General features: G+C 68.9%; 16 protein-coding genes. 15 read left to right on the forward strand and 1 reads right to left on the reverse strand.

Going from position 1 to position 14,751, the window contains the following annotated elements; translation table 11 throughout:
- Positions 1-7: 7 nt before the first annotated feature.
- The 3 genes from BUB76_RS06440 to BUB76_RS06450 all read left to right on the forward strand — a co-directional run bounded on the left by BUB76_RS06440 (position 8) and on the right by BUB76_RS06450 (position 2,525).
- Positions 8-559 carry a TRAP transporter small permease subunit gene (locus BUB76_RS06440; RefSeq protein WP_073127927.1) on the forward strand — a complete coding sequence of 184 codons (552 nt, stop codon included), beginning with the start codon at positions 8-10 and terminating at the stop codon, positions 557-559.
- Positions 556-1,836, forward strand: coding sequence for a TRAP transporter large permease (locus tag BUB76_RS06445; RefSeq protein WP_073127928.1), 1,281 nt, complete (start codon positions 556-558; stop codon positions 1,834-1,836). Before BUB76_RS06440 ends, BUB76_RS06445 begins: the two co-directional genes overlap by 4 nt.
- Before the next feature lie 62 nt (positions 1,837-1,898).
- Positions 1,899-2,525: a hypothetical protein gene (locus tag BUB76_RS06450; protein ID WP_073127929.1), complete on the forward strand. Its 627-nt coding sequence runs from the start codon at positions 1,899-1,901 to the stop codon at positions 2,523-2,525.
- On the opposite strand, the gene BUB76_RS17600 is transcribed toward BUB76_RS06450, so the two are convergent.
- Complete coding sequence (locus BUB76_RS17600; protein WP_139250797.1) at positions 2,444-3,310, reverse strand: hypothetical protein; 867 nt, start codon at positions 3,308-3,310, stop codon at positions 2,444-2,446. The genes BUB76_RS06450 and BUB76_RS17600 overlap by 82 nt on opposite strands.
- 493 nt (positions 3,311-3,803) lie before the next feature.
- Between BUB76_RS17600 and BUB76_RS06455 the strand changes: the two genes are divergently transcribed.
- The 12 genes from BUB76_RS06455 (at position 3,804) to BUB76_RS06510 (ending at position 14,751) form a co-directional block, all read left to right on the forward strand.
- Positions 3,804-4,388: a hypothetical protein gene (locus tag BUB76_RS06455; protein WP_073127930.1), complete on the forward strand. Its 585-nt coding sequence runs from the start codon at positions 3,804-3,806 to the stop codon at positions 4,386-4,388.
- Positions 4,385-4,765 (forward strand): tol-pal system-associated acyl-CoA thioesterase, encoded by a 381-nt coding sequence (gene ybgC / locus BUB76_RS06460; protein ID WP_073127931.1) that lies wholly within the window; start codon positions 4,385-4,387, stop codon positions 4,763-4,765. The genes BUB76_RS06455 and ybgC overlap by 4 nt, the downstream gene beginning before the upstream one ends.
- A 112-nt stretch (positions 4,766-4,877) precedes the next feature.
- Positions 4,878-5,573 (forward strand): protein TolQ, encoded by a 696-nt coding sequence (gene tolQ, locus BUB76_RS06465; RefSeq protein ID WP_073127932.1) that lies wholly within the window; start codon positions 4,878-4,880, stop codon positions 5,571-5,573.
- Between the two features lie 3 nt (positions 5,574-5,576).
- The gene (gene tolR, locus BUB76_RS06470; RefSeq protein WP_073127933.1) at positions 5,577-6,047 is read left to right on the forward strand and encodes a protein TolR; all 471 of its coding nucleotides are present in this window, start codon (positions 5,577-5,579) and stop codon (positions 6,045-6,047) included.
- 8 nt (positions 6,048-6,055) lie between these two features.
- Entirely contained in the window at positions 6,056-7,213 is a 1,158-nt protein-coding gene (gene tolA, locus BUB76_RS06475; protein ID WP_073127934.1) for a cell envelope integrity protein TolA, read from the forward strand.
- A gap of 98 nt (positions 7,214-7,311) precedes the next feature.
- Complete coding sequence (tolB, locus tag BUB76_RS06480) at positions 7,312-8,643, forward strand: Tol-Pal system beta propeller repeat protein TolB (RefSeq protein WP_084140570.1); 1,332 nt, start codon at positions 7,312-7,314, stop codon at positions 8,641-8,643.
- A gap of 91 nt (positions 8,644-8,734) precedes the next feature.
- Complete coding sequence (gene pal / locus BUB76_RS06485) at positions 8,735-9,277, forward strand: peptidoglycan-associated lipoprotein Pal (protein WP_073127935.1); 543 nt, start codon at positions 8,735-8,737, stop codon at positions 9,275-9,277.
- 1 nt (position 9,278) lies between these two features.
- On the forward strand, positions 9,279-10,115 hold the full coding sequence (ybgF, locus tag BUB76_RS06490) for a tol-pal system protein YbgF (protein WP_073127936.1): 837 nt from the start codon (positions 9,279-9,281) through the stop codon (positions 10,113-10,115).
- Positions 10,116-10,143: 28 nt separating this feature from the next.
- On the forward strand, positions 10,144-11,385 hold the full coding sequence (gene tilS / locus BUB76_RS06495) for a tRNA lysidine(34) synthetase TilS (protein WP_073127937.1): 1,242 nt from the start codon (positions 10,144-10,146) through the stop codon (positions 11,383-11,385).
- Between the two features lie 72 nt (positions 11,386-11,457).
- Positions 11,458-13,374: an ATP-dependent zinc metalloprotease FtsH gene (gene ftsH / locus BUB76_RS06500; RefSeq protein ID WP_073127938.1), complete on the forward strand. Its 1,917-nt coding sequence runs from the start codon at positions 11,458-11,460 to the stop codon at positions 13,372-13,374.
- 115 nt (positions 13,375-13,489) lie between these two features.
- Positions 13,490-14,131, forward strand: a complete 642-nt coding sequence (locus BUB76_RS06505) for a hypothetical protein (protein WP_139250798.1) — start codon at positions 13,490-13,492, stop codon at positions 14,129-14,131.
- 2 nt (positions 14,132-14,133) lie between these two features.
- Positions 14,134-14,751 carry an MOSC domain-containing protein gene (locus BUB76_RS06510; protein WP_073127939.1) on the forward strand — a complete coding sequence of 206 codons (618 nt, stop codon included), beginning with the start codon at positions 14,134-14,136 and terminating at the stop codon, positions 14,749-14,751.

Below are 14,751 nucleotides of genomic sequence, written 5' to 3' on the forward strand. Positions count from 1 at the left end.
GAGCCCGATGACCGCCGAACGATTTCTCGCCTTCCTGCGCCGGTTGAACACCGGCGTCGCGATCCTGGTCGGCATCGGGCTTCTGGGCTGCGCCGCGTTCGTCCTGCTCGACATCGTGCTGCGCCAGGTGGGCACGTCCTTCGGCGGGACGGACGAGATCTCGGGCTACGTGATGGCCATCGCCACGTCCTGGGGGATGGCCTTCACGCTGCTGGAACTGGGGCATGTCCGCATCGACCTGTTGCGCACGCGCCTGCCGAGCCGGGGCCGCGCGGCGATGGACCTGTTCTCGATGCTGATCCTCGCCGCGGTCGTCACGCTGATCGCGTGGCAGTGCTGGCCTGTGCTGGCCAATTCGCTGCGCAACGGCTCGACCGCCAACACGCCGCTGGAAACGCCCCTGGCCTGGGTCCAGACGCCTTGGCTGCTGGGCTGGGTCTGGTTCGCGTTGGTGTCGTGGGCGACGCTGTTCGCCGCGGCGATCCTGGTCTTGCGCGGCGAGTTCGACAAATCCGAGGCCGCCATCGGCGCTTTCGCCGAGACGGAGACGCTGCAATGATCGCCTATGTCTCCATCGGCCTGCTGGGCCTTCTGACCCTGTCGATCCCGGTGGGGATCGTCCTGTTCATCCTGGGGATCGGGATCGACCAGTTCTTCACGCCCTTCCCGTTGCTGCGGGGGCTGGGCAACCTGGTCTGGTCGTCCTCGAACTCGGCCACGCTGATCGCGATCCCCTTCTTCGTGCTTTTGGGCGAGATCCTCGTGCGCTCGGGCATCGCCGAGCGGACCTATGCCGCGCTCGACAAGTGGATCTCGTGGCTGCCGGGCGGGCTGATCCACGCCAACATCGCAACCGCGACCATGTTCTCGGCGACTTCCGGGTCGTCGGTCGCCACCTCGGCCACCGTCGCGACCGTCGCCATGCCCCAGGCCGAGCGGCTGGGCTATGACCCCAAGCTGTTCTCGGGCGCGATCGCGGCGGGCGGCACGCTGGGCATCATGATCCCGCCCTCGATCAACCTGATCGTCTACGGCTTCCTGACGCAGACCTCGATCCCGCAGCTGTTCCTGGCCGGGCTCATCCCCGGCATCGCGCTGGCGCTGGCCTTCATCCTGGTGACGGTGCTGATCTGCATGGTCCGTCCCGACCTGGGCGGCGAGACGCGCAGCTTTCCTTTGGGCAAGATGATCCGCGCGCTGCTGGACCTGGTGCCGATCCTGCTGCTGTTCGCGGTCATCATCGGCACGATCTACAAGGGCTGGGCCACCCCGACCGAGGCCGCGTCGGTGGGCGTGGCGGGCGCCTTCGCCATCGCGCTGGCCATGGGCGGGGTGAACTTGCGTATGATGCGCGACAGCCTGACCGGCACGGTCAAGATCACGTCGATGATCATGCTGGTGGTGATCGGCGCGTCCTTCCTGAACTTCACCCTGTCCTCGGCCGGGCTGGGCGCGCAGCTGCGCGGGTTTCTCGAGGGGCTGGGACTGGGCCCGCTGGGCACCATCCTGGTGGTCGTGCTGATCTACATCGTGCTGGGCTTCTTCATCGAAACCCTGTCGCTGATGGTGGTGACGATCCCGATCATCGTGCCGCTGGTCGTCGCGCAGGGGTTCGACCCGATCTGGTTCGGCATCCTGATGATCGTGCTGATCGAGATGGCCCTGATCACGCCGCCCGTGGGGCTGAATCTCTACGTCGTGCAGGGCGCGCGCCGCAGTGGCAGCATGACCGACGTCATGCTGGGGGCGGTGCCCTTCGTGGTGGTCATGCTGCTGATGTCTGCGCTGCTGATCGCCTTCCCGCAGATCGCGCTCTGGCTGCCAAGCGTGCTCTAGCCGCCGCACGCGACCCGATTGCAACCTTGCCCTGCCGCCCGCCCATCGGATAGCGAGGCGGCATGACACCCGACGAGATCACCGAACTCTTCACCCGGTCGGATGGCAGCTACGCCTTCGCCCGCTGGGGCCGCCCCATCGCGCCCGTCGTCTTCGGCGTCGAGGACGCGACGCTGGGGGTGGTGAAGGGCGCGCTCGAGGCCGTGTGCCAGATGGCCGGACACACCATGGCCGAGACCGACCCCGAGCTGGGCGTCAATTTCATGGTCTTCTTCTTCCGCGACTGGGACGAGCTGCGCCACGTCCCCGACCTGGACCGGCTGATCCCCGACCTCGTGCCCCTGGTCGAGCGGCTCGAGACGGCGGACGCCAACCAGTACCGGATTTTCCGCTTCGACGAGAGCGGGGCGATCCGGGCGTGCTTCGTCTTCCTGCGGATGGATGACCACCTGTCGGCGGTGCCCGCCGATACCCTGGCGCTGAGCCAGGTGGTGCAGTCGATGCTGCTGTGGTCCGACACCGCCTTCACCGACCGCTCGCCCCTGGCCGTCACGCCCGGCGGCGCGACGGTCCTGCGCCCCGAGATCGGCGCCCTGATCCGCGCGGCTTACGATCCGGTGATGCCCGCCTGCGCCGACGACCCCAGCCACGCCCTGCGCCTCGCCGCACGGGTCGGGCAGGCGCAGTGAGGACGCGCCTCGCCGATTTCGAACCGCTCGACGCCGTGCAGAAGCGGCTGGTGGAAGAGATCGGGCTGGGCGAGGAGATCACCTTCGGCAAGGCCGCGGGGCAATGGGACTCCGGCGAAGGCAAATACACGCCCGCCCGCGACGATCGCACACCGCCGTCCGTGTCGGCGGAGTTTCTGCGCTACCTGATCCTTGGCGGTTGCGACGATCTGCCAAGGCCCGTGCCCGCCAAGGGCCTTCAACTGGCCGGGTTGCGGATCGAGGGCGCGCTGGACCTGGAAACCGAAACCGTCACCCGCGATTTCGCGCTGGTCGACTGCCTGTTCGACGCGCCGCCGGTCCTGCGCTCGGCCAAGCTGCGCAGCGTGTTCCTGAGCGGCTCGACCCTGCTTGGGCTGGTGGGCGACCAGCTTCGGGCCGAAGGCGGCCTGTTCCTGCGGCATGTCCGGTCCGCTGGCACGCTCCGGTTTTCCGGCGCGCGCCTCGGCGGGGATCTGGATTGCTGCGATGCAACGCTGGAAGGCGCAAAAGACCCCGGATCGGACGGCATTGGCGAGGCGTTCTCCGCAGACGGGATGGAGGCGGGCGGTAATGCGTTCTTCCGGTCGGCGACCGTGTCGGGGGAGATCAGCCTGCTCGGTGCAACGCTTGGCAGGGGGCTGGTTTGCCATGATGCAAAGCTGACGGCCGGCACGACTGGCGATGCGCTGAGCGCGGACAGGCTGCGCGTGACCGGCAACGCGGATTTTCGGGATGCGACGGTGGCGGGCGAGATCCGGCTTCACCGGGCTACGCTGGGTGGTGGGCTGGTCTGTAACACTGCAAAGTTGACGGCGGGGGAGACTGGCTACGGGCTGAGCGCGGACGGTGCGCACGTGGCTGGGGACGCGGATTTTCGGAATGCGACGGTGGCGGGTGCGATCCGGCTTCCCGGGGCGGATATCAGTGAGGATGCATATTTTTCACAGATGATACGCCCGGAGGTCAGCGCGGCGGACCTGATTGGTCAAGGGATGGAAGTGGGGTCTGTCCTCTGGCTCGACACGGCACCGGGCGTTTGGCGCGGAGTTGATCTGAGAAGTGCGAAAGCCGGATCGCTCCTCGACGGTCCCGAGGCTTGGCCAGAGCACGAGACACTTATCGACCGCTTCACCTACGGCGCCTTCGGCGGCAACGCATCGACGGACGCGAAAACGCGGATCGCGTGGCTGGACCGGCAGTATCCCCCCCCATCGGCACGCGGATTTCAGGCCCCAGCCATGGGAGCACTGCGCCAGGGTGCTGCGCGAGAGCGGGCACGCCAAGGCGGCGCGGGAGGTGCTGATCGCCAAGGATCACCGGCAGCGCTGGGCGCGGTACGACCAGTTGCGGGCCGTTCATCTTTACGAGGACGCGATGCTGTTGGGTCTGGCCAACCGGGTGCTGCGCGCGACGACCGCCTATGGGCGCAAGCCTCTGCGCGCGTTCTGGTGGCTGGCGGGCCTTGTCCTGTTGGGCTGGTGCGTCTTCGGCTGGGCCGGATCGCAGGCGCAGATCAAGCCCAACGCGGTCGTTGCCCTGCGCAGCGCCGAATGGACGGGCTGCGTGGCCGACGCGGGGGAGAAACCCGACGGCGTAGAGTGTTTCGAAACGTCCAAACAGGGCGCGTCCTATCCACGGTTCAATTCCTTCATCTATTCGGTGGACACGCTTCTGCCTATCGTGTCGCTGGAAATGCAGGGCTTCTGGCTGCCGGACGAGACCGCTGGGAGCATCGGCAAGCTGGCGCGGATCTATCTGTGGATCCATATCGCGCTGGGCTGGGCACTGTCGCTGTTGGCGGTCGCCGGATTCTCAGGGTTGATCAAGCAGGACAACACATGACCCACCGCTTCCCCGTCACCGTCTACTACGAAGACACCGACATGGGCGGGATCGTGTACCACGCGAATTACCTGAAATTCATCGAGCGGGCGCGGTCGGACTGGGTGCGTGGGCTTGGCGTCGACCAGAACGCCCTGCGCGAAGCCGGCGTCGTGTTCGCCGTGCGGCGGATCGAGGCGGATTTCCGCGCGCCCGCGCGACTGGACGACCGGCTGGAGGTGACGACCGAACTAGCCGAGAGCGGCCGGGCGCGGCTGACGCTGGCGCAGGCCGTGGCGCGCGGCGAAACGGTTCTTTTCACCGCGCGGGTGGAGCTTGCGGCGCTTGCGACGGCGAGCGGGCGGCCCGTGCGGCTCCCGGCGGAATTGCGCCGATAGCGCAGTGCTCACCGCATCGTGCGGCAGTGGTGGCTTTTGCCGCCGCGATCAGCTAAATATGACGCAACGAGGCCCGGAAAGCGGCCCGACCGAGGCATGAAAGAGCAGTCTAATGGAAACCGAGACCCTGGCGGCCGCGTCGCAGATGGATTTCTCTTTGTGGGGACTCTACGCCCGCGCCACGATCACCGTGAAACTGGTGATGCTGATGCTGATCCTCGCGTCCTTCTGGGCCTGGGCGATCATCATCCAGAAAGCCATCGCCTTCCGCGCCGCGCGGCGCGAGGCGGCCCGCTTCGAAGCGCAGTTCTGGTCGGGCGAGCCGCTGGATGATCTCTACCGCACGCTGGGGCCCGACCCCGACGGCCACGCCGCCCGGGTGTTCGCCGCCGGGATGGCCGAATGGCAGCGCTCGCACCGCGACGACGGCGCGATGATCCCCGGGGCCCAGTCCCGCATCGATCGCTCCATTGACGTGGCGATCCAGCGCGAGGCCGAGGATCTCGAGCGTGGGCTGCCCTTCCTCGCCACCGTGGGCGCGACCGCGCCTTTCATTGGGCTGTTCGGCACCGTCTGGGGTATCATGAACGCCTTCATCGAGATCGCGGCGCAGCAGAACACCAACCTGGCCGTCGTGGCCCCCGGCATCGCCGAGGCGCTGCTGGCCACCGGCCTTGGCCTTCTCGCCGCCATCCCGGCCGTCATCTTCTACAATAAGCTGTCGACCGACGCGAACCGCATCGTCGGCGGCTACGAGGCCTTCGCCGACGAGTTCAACACCATCCTGTCGCGCCAGCTGGACGCCTGAGCCATGGGCGCAAACGTAATCCAAAAAACCAGCGGCGGGCGCCGGGGCCGGCGCCGGGGCCGCGCGCGGCCCATGGCCGAGATCAACGTCACGCCCTTCGTCGACGTTATGCTGGTGCTGCTGATCGTGTTCATGGTGGCCGCGCCGCTGCTGACCGTGGGCGTGCCCGTGCAACTGCCCGAGACGGCGGCCGAGGCGCTGCCCACCGAGCAGGAAGAACCGCTGTCGATCACGTTGACCGCCGACGGCCGCACCCTGCTGATGGATAACGAGACGGAAAGCGCCGACCTGATCGCGCAGCTGCGGGCCATCGCCGCCGAACGCGAGAGCCGCAAGGTCTACGTGCGCGCGGACGGGGCGATCCCCTATGCCGACGTGGTGCGCGTGATGGGCGCGCTGAACGCCGCGGGCTTCAACGATATCGGCCTGGTGACCGACTCGGGCGGCCCGCGTCTCGACGGGTCGGACGGCTGAGCGCATCCATGCAGCCCGGGACCATCATATCGGGCGTGGCGCACACGCTTCTGATCCTGTTCGCCCTGTTCGGCGGGCTGTTCGAGCGTGATCCGCTGCCGCCCCCAGACGTGGCCCAGGTCAGCGTTCTGAGCGAAGAGGAATTCGCCGCCCTGACGCGCCCAGAGATGGGCGAGCAGCAGGCCGAAACCGAGCCGCCCACCGCCGCGCTGGAGATCCCCGAGCCCGCCCCGGCCCCCGAGCCCGAGCCGGCCCGGGAACCCACGCCTGAGCCGGACCCCGCACCCGCGCCCGAGCCGACACCGCCCGCGCCCCAACCCGACCCGGCCCCTCCGGCGCCCGAGGCCCCGCCGGCGCCGCCCACCCCGCAGGTGCGCGACGACCGGCCCGTGGCGCCGCAGGATGTGCCGCGCCCCGCGCCCCGCGTCTCGACCGAGGCGACCCCGCCGCCCCCGCCCGAGGCCGAGCAGGCGCCCGAGGTGGTCGAGGCCCCCGCGCCCGAGCCCGAGCCGGAAGAGCCCGCCGAGGTTGTCGAGGACCAGACACCGACCGCACCGCCCGAGACCGCGGACCAGATCGTCACCGAGGCCGAGCGCCCGTCGCAGCTGACCAACGCCGCGCCGCTGGGCACGCCGCGCCCGCGCGGCCGCCCCGAGCGTCCGGCCCCCGCGCCGCAGACCGAAACCGCGCGGGATCAGCCCGCGCCGACCGAGGCACCCCGCACCGAGGCCGACACCCAGACGGCGGCGTCCGACAACGTGAACAGCGCCGTGCAGGATACGCTGGCCGGGCTCGAGCAGCTGATCGAGCAGGCCCCGCAGCAAGGCATTCCGGCCGGCCCGCCGCTGACCGATGGCGAGAAGGAGGCGTTCCGCCTGTCCGTACGCCAGTGCTGGATCGTGGATACCGGCTCCGAGGCCGCCAACGTCACCGTCTCGATCCGCTTCGGCCTGAACCGCGACGGCAGCGTGCAGGCGGACACTCTGCGCCAGACCGGCGCGTCGGGCGGATCCGACGCGGCCATCCGCTCGGCCTTCGACGCCGGGCGCCGGGCCATCCTGCGCTGTGCCGCGCAGCAGGGCGGCTACAAGCTGCCGCCCGAGAAATACGGCCAGTGGCAGGAGGTCGAGGTGACCTTCAATCCCGAGGGCATGCGGCTGAGATGAGCCTGTGTTATTGCATATCCACGGGCGCCCGCGCACGGGAACCCCGGCGCCCCGCCGCCATTGACCACCCATCGCTGAAAGCAACCATCGGATTTCCCATGACCCTTCTGCGTTTCCTGATCGCGGCCATCCTGGCCACCGCGGCTTTTGCCCAAGTGACCGCGCCCGCGCGGGCGCAGGACGGCCCGCTGCGCATCGAGATCACCGAGGGCGTGATCGAGCCGCTGCCCTTCGCCCTGCCGACCTTCATCGCCGAGACACCCGAGGCGCAGAGCTGGGCACAGCGCATCACCGACGTGGTGGCCGCCGACCTGACCGGCACCGGGCTGTTCCGGCGGATCCCGTCCGACGCCTTCGTGACCCAGGTGACCGAGTTCACGCCCAGCGTCACCTACGCCAACTGGAAGGCGATCAACGCGCAGGCCCTGATCACCGGCGCGGTCAGCGTCACCGGCGGTCAGATCAACGTGAAGTTCCGCCTGTTCGACGTTTTCTCCGAGGCGCCGCTGGGCGAGGGCCTGCAATTCGGCGGGACCGAGCAATCCTGGCGCCGCCTGGCGCACAAGGTCAGCGACGCGGTCTATTCCCGCATCACCGGCGAGACGGGCTATTTCGACAGCCGCGTGGTCTTCGTCAGCGAGCAGGGGCCCAAGAACGCCCGGCAGAAGCGGCTGGCGGTCATGGATTACGACGGCGCCAACGTGCAGTACCTCACCGACAGCGGGTCGCTGGTGCTGGCGCCGCGATTCTCGCCCACCGGCGACCGCGTGCTTTATACCAGCTACGAAACCGGCTTCCCCCAGATATACGAGCTGAACGTCGGCTCGGTCAGCCGCACTCAGCTGCCCGTTCCGGCCGAATCGATGACCTTCGCGCCGCGCTACGCGCCCGACGGGCGGACCATCGTGTTCTCGGCCGCGATCAACGGCAACACCGACATCTATACCCTCGTGCCCGGGGCCGCGCCGCGGCAGCTGACCAACGCGCCGTCGATAGAGACCGCGCCGTCCTACAGCCCCGATGGCAGCCAGATCGTGTTCGAATCCGACCGATCCGGCAGCCCGCAACTTTACGTCATGCCCGCGGGCGGGGGCGAGCCGCGGCGCATCAGCTTCGGCGAAGGGCGCTATGGCACCCCGGTCTGGAGCCCGCGCGGCGACCTGATCGCCTTCACCAAGCAGAACGCCGGCCGCTTCCATATCGGGGTTATGCGCACGGATGGCAGCGAGGAGCGCCTGCTGACCGCGTCCTTCCTGGACGAAGGCCCCACCTGGGCGCCCAACGGCCGGGTCATCATGTTCACCCGCGAAAGCGCGGGCGCGGGCGGGCAGCCCGGGCTGTTCTCGGTCGACGTGTCCGGGCGCAACCTGAAGCAGGTGCCCACGCCCAACGCGGCATCGGACCCGGCATGGTCGCCGCTGCTGCCGTGAGGATGACGTGTTTCCTTGGGGCGTGCCCCCTGCTAGAATCGCCACAGCCAGACCCGCTCCAGCGGGCGTTCGCCCATTCGAGGATTGAGCCATGACCCTTCCCCGCGCAGCCCTGCTGCTGAGCCTTGCCCTTGGCCTCGCGGCCTGTTCCAGCCCGGCGCGCTTCGGCGCGGGCGGCCCCGGCGCCGATGGCGCCCCGCTTAGCGCGGGCGGTGGTTTCGGCTCGGGCGCCGACGGCGTGACCAGCGGCCCGCTGGATCCCGCCTCGCCCGAGTATTTCAGCCAGACCGTCGGCGACCGCGTCCTGTTCGCCGTGGACCAATCCACGCTGAACGACGAGGCGCGCCGCGCCCTGTCGGCCCAGGCGCAGTGGTTGATGTCCAATCCCGGCTACACCGCCATCGTCGAAGGCCATGCTGACGAGCAGGGCACCCGCGAATACAACCTCGCGCTGGGCGCACGCCGCGCGGCCTCGGCCCGCGATTACCTTGTCGCGCAAGGCGTGGCCGCAAGCCGGCTGCGCACGGTGACCTATGGCAAGGAACGCCCGATCGAGGTCTGCTCGACCGAGGCCTGCTATGCCCAGAACCGCCGGGCGGTCACGGTGATCGCGGCAGGCGCGGCGGTCAGCTGACATGCGCCGCCTTCTGCCGCTGATCCTGGCCGCCGGCCTTGCGCTGCCGCACATGGCTGCCGCGCAGGACACCGAGACGCTGGCCGACATCCGCCAGCAGCTTTCGGCGCTGTTCTCCGAGGTCGAAAGCCTGCGGTCCGAGCTGCAGACCACCGGCGCGACGGGAATCGACCTGTCCGGCACCTCGGCGCTTGAACGGGTGGACGCGATGGAGGCCGAGCTGCGCCGTCTGACCAGCCTGACCGAAGAGCTGGAATTCCGCATCAACCGCGTGGTCGCCGACGGCACCAACCGGGTGGGTGACCTGGAATTCCGCCTGTGCGAGCTGGAAGAGTCCTGCGACATCGGCAGCCTGGGCGAGACCCCGACTCTGGGCGGCGATAACGGTGCCGCGCCCCCGCCGCGCATCGCGCCGGCCCCGCGCCCCGCCACGGGCGGCGGCGGGGCCGAGCTTGCGGTGGGCGAGCAGGCCGCCTTCGACGCGGCGCAACAGGCGCTTGACGCGGGCAACACGCAAGAGGCCGCCGACCTGTTCCAGCAATTCGCCCAGACCTACACCTCGGGGCCGTTGACGACCCGCGCGCATTACCAGCGCGCCCAGGCGCTGCAGCAGCTCGGCAACCAGGCCGAGGCCGCCCGCGCCTATCTCGAAGCGTTCTCGGGCGCGCCGCAGGGGCCGATCGCGCCCGACGCGCTGCTGAACCTTGGCGTCATGCTGAACGAACTGGGCCAGCGCGAGGATGCCTGCGCCACCCTGAACGAGGTGACGGTCCGGTTCCCCGACAGCCCCGCCTCGATCGCCGCGCAGACATCGCGCGGATCCATCGGCTGCGGCTGATGCCCGCCGCGACCGACCTGCCGGGAATATGGCGCTCGAAGGACTTCGCCAGCGCCTGACGGATCTGCCGCAGGGTCGATTCGGTGTCGCCGTGTCGGGCGGCAGCGATTCCATGGCGCTTCTGCACGTGGCCGCCGAGACGCTGGCTCCCGCCCGCCTCTGCGCCGTGACCGTCGATCATCGCCTGCGGCCCGAGGCGGCGGACGAGGCGCAGATGGTCGCGCGGTTCGCCGAGGGGCTTGGCGTATCGCACGATGTTCTGAGCTGGGCGGATGGTCCGTTCGCCCGCGAGACCTCCGGCAACCTGTCCGAGCGGGCGCGCGAGGCGCGGTATCGCCTGATGGCCGACTGGGCGCGCGAGCGGGGGGTGGTCGGGGTCCTGCTGGGGCACACGGCGGATGACGTGGCCGAGACCTTCGTCATGCGCCTTGGCCGGCGCGCGGGGCTGAAGGGGTTGGCGGCAATGGCGCCGGTCACGCATTTTCACGGCGTCCCGTTTCACCGCCCCGCGCTCGACGAGCGGCGCGCAGCGCTGCGCGGCCACCTGTCCGGGGCAGGCCTGCACTGGATCGAGGACCCCAGCAACCGGGACCCGCGATACGACCGGACGCGGGCGCGGGACGCTTTGCGGCACCTGTCAGCGGCCGGCCTGGACCCGGACGACATCGCCGCAGCGGCCACCCATCTGCGGGCGGCGGAGATCGGCTTGCAGCATCTGTTGTCGGACTGGGCGACCCGCCACGCCCGGACGCACCGGGGGGCGAACCTGATCGACGCACCGGCCCTGTTCGATCTGCCGTCCGACCCGGCGCTGCGGGTTCTTGGCGGGGCCTTGCGCCATGTCACGGGCGTGGCCCATCCGCCCCGGGCCGCCGACCTGTCGCGTTTGCTTGCCGCTTTGCGTTCGGGCGATACCCGCGCGACGTTGCACGGCTGTCTCGTGACGCGCGACCGAACGGGAATCGCGGTCCTGCGCGAACCCGCGATGGCCGAGGCAAGCGTGCCGGTTCCGCTGGGCGCCACCTGGGACGATCGCTGGATCGTGATCGGCCCCGGGGAAAGCGGGATGAGCGTGAAAGCCGTCGGTGCGGCCGGGCTCTCCCAGCTCGGGAACTGGCGTGAGGCCGGCCTGCCGCGCGCGCAGGCGATGTCCGGGCCCGGCGTCTGGCGGGGCGAGACCCTGATCGCGGCGCCGGAACTGCTGCCGGATGGTCCATTTGCCTCAAAATTCGCCCGCGACGATTTTCCCGCATGGCTTGCCTCGCATTGAAGACGCTGGCCTGATACCTATGTGCAAACCATGCCGGCGAAGCCGGACGAACCCACGAATAGGGAGATTTCCTTGGGCAACGCGCGCAACATCGCCTTCTGGCTGGTGCTTTTCTTCCTGCTGCTGGCGCTCTTCAACCTCTTCTCGGGCGGCTCGTCGACCATGTCGTCCCGCACGCTCAGCTATTCCGAGTTCATCGAGCGCGTCGAGCAGGGCGAAATCTCGTCCGTCACGCTGGACGGTGAGCAGGTCATCTTTCGCGGCGCCGACGGTCAGGATTACACCACCGTCCGCCCCGATACCGGCGACCGGCTGACCGAGCGTCTGATCGACAACAACGTCACCGTGAACGCCCGTCCGCAGGAACAGTCCGGCTTCACCACCGTGCTGATGACGTTCCTGCCGTTCCTGCTGCTGATCGGCGTCTGGATCTACTTCATGAACCGGATGCAGGGCGGCGGCAAAGGCGGCGCCATGGGCTTCGGCAAGTCGCGCGCCAAGCTGCTGACCGAGAAGCACGGGCGCGTCACCTTCGACGATGTCGCCGGCATCGACGAGGCCAAGGAAGAGCTGGAAGAGATCGTCGAATTCCTGCGCAACCCGCAGAAATTCTCGCGCCTGGGCGGCAAGATTCCCAAGGGTGCGCTGCTGGTGGGCCCTCCGGGCACAGGTAAGACGCTGCTGGCCCGCGCCATCGCGGGCGAAGCCGGCGTGCCGTTCTTCACCATCTCGGGTTCGGACTTCGTCGAGATGTTCGTGGGCGTCGGCGCCAGCCGCGTGCGCGACATGTTCGAGCAGGCCAAGAAGAACGCGCCCTGCATCGTCTTCATCGACGAGATCGACGCCGTGGGCCGGTCGCGTGGCGCGGGCTACGGCGGCGGCAACGACGAGCGTGAGCAGACGCTGAACCAGCTGCTGGTCGAGATGGACGGCTTCGAGGCGAACGAGGGCATCATCATCGTCGCGGCCACCAACCGCCCCGACGTTCTGGACCCCGCGCTTCTGCGTCCCGGCCGCTTCGACCGGCAGGTGCAGGTGCCAAACCCCGACATCAAGGGCCGCGAGAAGATCCTCGGCGTTCATGCCCGCAAGGTGCCGCTGGGCCCCAACGTGGACCTGCGCATCATCGCGCGTGGCACGCCCGGCTTCTCGGGCGCCGACCTGGCGAACCTCGTGAACGAATCGGCGCTGATGGCGGCCCGTGTCGGCCGGCGTTTCGTGACCATGGAGGATTTCGAGAACGCCAAGGACAAGGTCATGATGGGCAGCGAACGGCGCTCGATGGTCATGACCGAGGACGAGAAGAAGCTGACGGCATACCACGAGGCCGGTCACGCCATCGTCGGCCTGAACGTTCCGCAGCACGACCCGATCCACAAGGCGACGATCATTCCGCGCGGCCGTGCGCTGGGTCTGGTGCTGTCGCTGCCCGAGCGGGACCAGCTGAGCGTCAGTCTGACGAAATACACCTCGAAGATCGCCATGGCGATGGGCGGCCGCGTTGCCGAGGAGCTCATCTTCGGCAAGGAGAACGTCACCTCGGGCGCGGCGTCGGACATCCAGCAGGTGTCGAAGATCGCGCGCGCCATGGTCACGCAATTCGGCTTCGCCGAGGAACTGGGCTACGTCGATTACGCGAACGAGCAGCAATCCTATCTCGGCGGCATGTCGGGCGGGACCAGCCACTCGGCCGCGACGCAGAAGGTGATCGACGACAAGGTCAAGGAAATCATCGACGAAGGCTACAACACGGCCAAGCGGATCCTGACCGAGAAGCGCGAAGACCTAGAGCGGCTGGCCCAGGGCCTGCTGGAATACGAAACGCTGACCGGCCCCGAGATCCAGAAGGTTATCAACGGCGAGCCGCTGAGCCGCGGGGATGACGACGACCGGCCCGACCAGGGCAACACGCCCTCGATCACGTCGATCCCCAAGACCAAGCCGAAGCCCAAGTCCGACCCGGGTTTGGAGCCCGAACCGTCGACCTGAGCCTCAGCGGTCACGCGGGGCGGGGACCCTTAATCCGCCCACAGCGTTAAATCCGGGCCGTGCCAAGCAGTTGGCGCGGCCCTTGTCTTTCATCCTCGGACACGGTGCCGAATACATGCCCCGAACGACAGCCACCCATCGCCATACCACCCTGCGCCTGGTCGTCTGGGCGCAGGCGGTGATCCTGGCCTTCGTCTTCCTGGACTTGCTGGTCAGCGACAGCGCCGATTGGCTGCTGCGGGAAGGGGGCAGCATCGAGACGGTCAGCGCGGTGCTGCTGGCCATGGCGGCGGTGGCCCACGCGCGGCTGCACGACCTGCGCCGCGACTGGCACGTCCCGGTCGGCCTGCTGCTGCTGTCGCTGCGCGAGCTGGACGCCGACAAGGCCTTCACGACCGAGGGCATCCTGCAAAGCAACCTCTACACCGATCCCGCGCCCTGGCCCGAAAAGGTGATCGGCGGCGCCGTGGTGCTGCTGGCCTTGGTCGTTCTTTACCGCCTGGCGCGCTACCAGCTGGTGCCGTGGCTCCGCGGCCTGTGGGCCGGCGATGGGTGGGCGTGGACCTTCACGCTGGCCGGTGTCCTCGTGGTTGTGGCCAAATCGCTTGACGGGATCGCCCGCAAGCTGGCACCGCTTGGTATCGACGTTTCTAACGACCTGGCCCGCTTCAGCGGACGGGTCGAGGAAAGCTTCGAGCTGATCTTCGCGCTGTGCCTGATCGCCGTGGTCGGGCTGTCGCGCCCGAGGGAGACCTGAGAATGCCCGTTCTGGAACCGACCGATCACTCCTGCACCGTCGTCTGGCTGGGCCGCGTGGCCCATCGCGACCGGCCCGCCGTGGACGGCGCCCCGGTGGACATCATGCCGCTGGATTTCGGTGGCATGGCGGGCGAACACCACGCGGGCGTGACGCGCGCGTCTTGCTCACGGGTCACCGCGCTGCATCCCAAGGGCACCGAGATCGCCAACGTGCGGCAGCTGTCGATCCTGTCGCAGGAAGAGCTCGACGCCATCGCCGCCGACATGGGCACCGCGCCGCTGGACCCCGCCTGGCTTGGTGCGTCACTGGTGGTGAAGGGGATCGACGATTTCACCCACCTGCCGCCATCCTCGCGGTTGCAGGGGGCGGATGGCGCCACCCTGGTCATCGACATGCTGAACCAGCCCTGCCAGTTCCCGGCCATGTCCATCACCGAGGCCCGGGGCGATGTGGGCAAGACCTTCAAGCGGGCCGCCGACCTGCGCCGCGGCGTCACCGCTTGGGTCGAGCGTCCGGGCACCCTGCGGCTGGGCGATACGCTGCGGCTGTTCGTTCCCGGCCAGCGGGCCTGGCGCGGCGGCCGGCAGGCGGCACCCGCCACGCGCGCCGCGGGCTGA

This window comes from Palleronia salina (genome assembly GCF_900141995.1).
Lineage (GTDB): Bacteria > Pseudomonadota > Alphaproteobacteria > Rhodobacterales > Rhodobacteraceae > Palleronia > Palleronia salina.

Coding starts and splice junctions, on each gene's coding strand:
- tolR (WP_073127933.1), top strand. CDS start 5,577: ATGGGCGCAAACGTAATCCAAAAAACCAGCGGCGGGCGCCGGGGCCGG.
- ybgF (WP_073127936.1), top strand. CDS start 9,279: ATGCGCCGCCTTCTGCCGCTGATCCTGGCCGCCGGCCTTGCGCTGCCG.
- tilS (WP_073127937.1), top strand. CDS start 10,144: ATGGCGCTCGAAGGACTTCGCCAGCGCCTGACGGATCTGCCGCAGGGT.
- tolA (WP_073127934.1), top strand. CDS start 6,056: ATGCAGCCCGGGACCATCATATCGGGCGTGGCGCACACGCTTCTGATC.
- BUB76_RS06510 (WP_073127939.1), top strand. CDS start 14,134: ATGCCCGTTCTGGAACCGACCGATCACTCCTGCACCGTCGTCTGGCTG.
- BUB76_RS06505 (WP_139250798.1), top strand. CDS start 13,490: ATGCCCCGAACGACAGCCACCCATCGCCATACCACCCTGCGCCTGGTC.
- ybgC (WP_073127931.1), top strand. CDS start 4,385: ATGACCCACCGCTTCCCCGTCACCGTCTACTACGAAGACACCGACATG.
- pal (WP_073127935.1), top strand. CDS start 8,735: ATGACCCTTCCCCGCGCAGCCCTGCTGCTGAGCCTTGCCCTTGGCCTC.
- tolB (WP_084140570.1), top strand. CDS start 7,312: ATGACCCTTCTGCGTTTCCTGATCGCGGCCATCCTGGCCACCGCGGCT.
- tolQ (WP_073127932.1), top strand. CDS start 4,878: ATGGAAACCGAGACCCTGGCGGCCGCGTCGCAGATGGATTTCTCTTTG.
- BUB76_RS06440 (WP_073127927.1), top strand. CDS start 8: ATGACCGCCGAACGATTTCTCGCCTTCCTGCGCCGGTTGAACACCGGC.
- BUB76_RS06450 (WP_073127929.1), top strand. CDS start 1,899: ATGACACCCGACGAGATCACCGAACTCTTCACCCGGTCGGATGGCAGC.
- BUB76_RS06445 (WP_073127928.1), top strand. CDS start 556: ATGATCGCCTATGTCTCCATCGGCCTGCTGGGCCTTCTGACCCTGTCG.